Source organism: Klebsiella sp. K47 (assembly GCF_051858335.1).
GTDB lineage: Bacteria > Pseudomonadota > Gammaproteobacteria > Enterobacterales > Enterobacteriaceae > Klebsiella > Klebsiella pneumoniae.
Window position 1 is genome coordinate 1 of sequence record NZ_JBPYUI010000061.1, and the last position, 3,387, is coordinate 3,387.

Below are 3,387 nucleotides of genomic sequence, written 5' to 3' on the forward strand. Positions count from 1 at the left end.
CGAATTTTTGCTACATCGTTTGGTGCCAGATAGTTACCCTGGTTGATGTCAGGACTGTACACCCCTCTTTCCCTCTTTTCCCCTCCTTCTTCCCTTTTTTCTTTTTTCCTCCCCTTTTTCCTTCCCCTCTTTCTTTTTTCCCCCCTCTCTTTTTCCGTCAACCACCCTCGGCAAGGGACATTTTTTGGGAGTATAACGCTGATAACACGATCCCGGCCTGAGTGGGCCGGGATCTGATATTCATTTCAGTGTATTGAGTAATTCATCCATTACATGGCACGCATCCTGCTTAAAATCTAATTCCCAGCGAGCCTGCCAGTCTGCCGGGCAACCTTCACTTTCCCATTCAGACAAAGCAAGCGCATTAATAATTTCCAACTCGAACCATATTTGCTGATAATCCTCTTTGCTTTGCTCATCCCTGAACAACTCATTCAACTGCACCAGATCTTCTGCATAACTGACAAATTTCGCAAAACTAGCAACATCGTTCAGCGAACTCAGTGCATATTCACAAATAATGTCTTTCTTACTTATCGCCATATTTAACTGTTACCACCCTTCCAGATGAATTTGTAACCACAGATACTTTATTCTTAGGATCAAAATGTACTGTTGTGCCATTCCGGCTGGGAGTTGATTTTCCATTTTTAATCACATTTTCAATAACGGATGGAGTTATTCCTCTGTCCTGCATTCTGTCCAATGCATGACCAGAATATTCTCTGTTACTAATCGTAGCGGGTTGGTTCCTGACAGGTTGATACGACGGGTTTTTAGGCTGATTCATCTGATTGTATCTACTTCCCATAGGGAGTGTTGCAGATACTTCATCACTGGCCTTATTGATCAGCTTAGACGCTTCAGCAACATCCCCTTTCTTCAGCGCCGTCTCTGCTGCTTTAATCGCTTTACCTGCTCCGTCACCTAACCCCGGAAATATCCCTATTACAGCGGCCAAATAATCTATTGCAGATTCCGCTTCCGCAAAGCCCTTGATATCCCCAACAATGGGCAAGAAGTCCGCACCAAGCGAAGCCATATCCTTCAGGGCTTCCCGGCGCTGGTCGTACATTTTGGCACCACAGGCGTCTGAACTTAATCCGGCGCATTCTTCCCGCCTGAATCGCTCTTCTTCTGCCTTATTCAGCTTGTCGAGTTTATCCGCCGGTGATTGCCCCGAAGCAAGTTGCTCTGCAATATCGCTTAGCGCATTATTCTCCGCCGCGTTCTTCCCGGCCTGCGCGCCCGCCACGGCTGACGCCGTACTGTCCCCGGCCAGACCGCCTGCCATTCCTGCTGAAATAGTGGCCAGCCTACTGACCGTCTGCTTCTGTGCTTCCGTCAGCGTGGACAAGTCCGTCACGCCCGGATACAGCATACCAGCAATCGCCTTCGCGGCCAGTTCACCTGCTGCCGCGCCCGCTGCGCCCGCCGCCGCACTGTTGCCCTGCAGCGCCGCCACCGCACCGCCCAGGATAGCGTGCGCCACCACCGCGGCACCGTCACTCAGCCCTGAACCGTGACCGATAAGATTCGCCAGCTCCGGCGCCGATGCCCCTGCCAGCGCCCCGGCGATATCACCGCCCGCCAGTCCCTGCAGCGCTGCCGTGGCTGCCTGGATACCCCGCTGGATATCGCTGCCCGTGCCGTATTTCGCCTGTTCATCTTTGTACGTCTGCGTCTCTTTCAGCTGCTCCGCTGACATTGCCGGATGAACCTTGGTTAATCCAAGGAATTACCGTAGGGGCTTAGCAACGTCAACGGGTTGCCGAAAAAATGACGGTTAAAAAGAAGATCCGGAATTCGTCGGGATCTTCTTTTTACTCTTTTCTTATGTATATCAGTAAACCATTTTTATTTTTTATCGGTTGTGGGGGATCAAGACGCTTAACCGTCGTGTCAACAGTAAAATCTTCATCAAAATCAGCAATAATTTCAGTTTCTATTACTGACACTAGCTCTTTATCATCATCATCAATTTGTCCATCAAAATAAAATAGTAAGCTAATGTTCTTACCTGATAATTCAGCAACAACAGCTCTGATATTAGGAGTCACATTTCCAAATAAAGCTCTTTGCACTGAAAGTTTTAAATACACATTTGAATCATATAAAACCATTATATATTCCTTAGTTACTCTGATGGTCTTGCAGGAACAATATGCACACCATTTTTACCATAGTGAACTATGCCGTTTGTTGTCGGTGTGGACACTCCAGTCTGAGGGTCAATATAGTTTCCAATATTTTGACCATAGTTTATTCGTTCCTTAGAACCAGGGGTACCGACTGGGGTATTACCTACCTGCTGACCAGTTCCCAATTTGGGTAAAAATAAATCAGGTGAGACAGTAAGAATACTTTTATTCAAACCTGCTTCCGATGCTATTTTATACTCATTAGTTCCAGGTAAGTGTTTGTTCTGTTGTCCTTTATTAATCGTAAACTTACCAATCCCACCACCGCCTTTCAGCGGATCGCCATCAGCCCCTTCAATACCTATCTTCAGCATCGGGTTGATATCGAAGATCTTATCTTTCTTACTCAGCGAGTTATTCTCCGCCGCGTTCTTCCCGGCCTGCGCGCCCGCCACGGCTGACGCCGTACTGTCCCCGGCCAGACCGCCTGCCATTCCTGCTGAAATAGTGGCCAGCCTACTGACCGTCTGCTTCTGTGCTTCCGTCAGCGTGGACAAGTCCGTCACGCCCGGATACAGCATGCCTGCTATAGCCTTTGCGGCCAGTTCACCTGCTGCCGCGCCCGCTGCGCCCGCCGCGGCACTGTTGCCCTGCAGCGCCGCCACCGCACCGCCCAGGATGGCGTGCGCCACCACTGCGGCACCGTCACTCAGCCCTGAACCGTGACCGATAAGATTCGCCAGCTCCGGCGCCGATGCCCCTGCCAGCGCCCCGGCGATATCACCGCCCGCCAGTCCCTGCAGCGCTGCCGTGGCTGCCTGGATACCTCGCTGCAGGTCACTGCCGGTTCCGTATGCAGCCATCGCGGTACGACCCGCCTGGTCCGCAATCTGTTCTGCCGTCGGACTGCTGTTACCCTCTGCCTTCAGCTTCGCTTCCGCCGCCGTCAGGGCTGCAGGGTCTTTTATCGCCTTCTGTTTTGCTATCTCGCCCTGCGTGCGCGCAATATCTGCCGCCTGGCTGCCAATCTCCCCTGTCAGCTGCACTTCCTGCAGGCGCCGCTGCTCCTTCTCCTTGTCAAATATCGGCCCGATACTGCCGCTGGCGTGTTCCGCATCGCGACTCAGGTCAGCCACATCCTGCTTCTGATTCTCCCTGTCACGGATGGTGATAGTGCCCTCGGATACCGCCGACTGCGTCGTACCTTCCGCATGGCCTTTGCTGCCGCCACCCGCCAGCAGGGCGC

General features: G+C 51.8%; 3 protein-coding genes and 3 pseudogenes. All 6 read right to left on the bottom strand.

The window, feature by feature from the left end; all coding sequences use genetic code 11:
• Positions 1-71 (bottom strand): annotated as a pseudogene (locus tag RRF55_RS26880) (outer membrane protein assembly factor BamE); the annotation flags it as partial.
• A gap of 169 nt (positions 72-240) precedes the next feature.
• Positions 241-543 (bottom strand): hypothetical protein, encoded by a 303-nt coding sequence (locus RRF55_RS26885; RefSeq protein WP_050597796.1) that lies wholly within the window; start codon positions 541-543, stop codon positions 241-243.
• Positions 530-1,696, bottom strand: a pseudogene (locus RRF55_RS26890) (VENN motif pre-toxin domain-containing protein); the annotation flags it as partial. The pseudogene RRF55_RS26890 and the gene RRF55_RS26885, both read right to left, overlap by 14 nt.
• A gap of 127 nt (positions 1,697-1,823) precedes the next feature.
• Positions 1,824-2,123, bottom strand: a complete 300-nt coding sequence (locus RRF55_RS26895; RefSeq protein WP_032105472.1) for a hypothetical protein — start codon at positions 2,121-2,123, stop codon at positions 1,824-1,826.
• 14 nt (positions 2,124-2,137) lie between these two features.
• Positions 2,138-2,515, bottom strand: a complete 378-nt coding sequence (locus RRF55_RS26900; protein ID WP_074386683.1) for a polymorphic toxin type 50 domain-containing protein — start codon at positions 2,513-2,515, stop codon at positions 2,138-2,140.
• A 39-nt stretch (positions 2,516-2,554) separates the two neighbouring features.
• Positions 2,555-3,387, bottom strand: a pseudogene (locus tag RRF55_RS26905) (VENN motif pre-toxin domain-containing protein); the annotation flags it as partial.

Bases quoted from the DNA above. Each gene is read 5' to 3' on its own strand.
- RRF55_RS26885 (WP_050597796.1), bottom strand. From the start codon at position 543: ATGGCGATAAGTAAGAAAGACATTATTTGTGAATATGCACTGAGTTCG.
- RRF55_RS26900 (WP_074386683.1), bottom strand. From the start codon at position 2,515: ATGCTGAAGATAGGTATTGAAGGGGCTGATGGCGATCCGCTGAAAGGC.
- RRF55_RS26895 (WP_032105472.1), bottom strand. From the start codon at position 2,123: ATGGTTTTATATGATTCAAATGTGTATTTAAAACTTTCAGTGCAAAGA.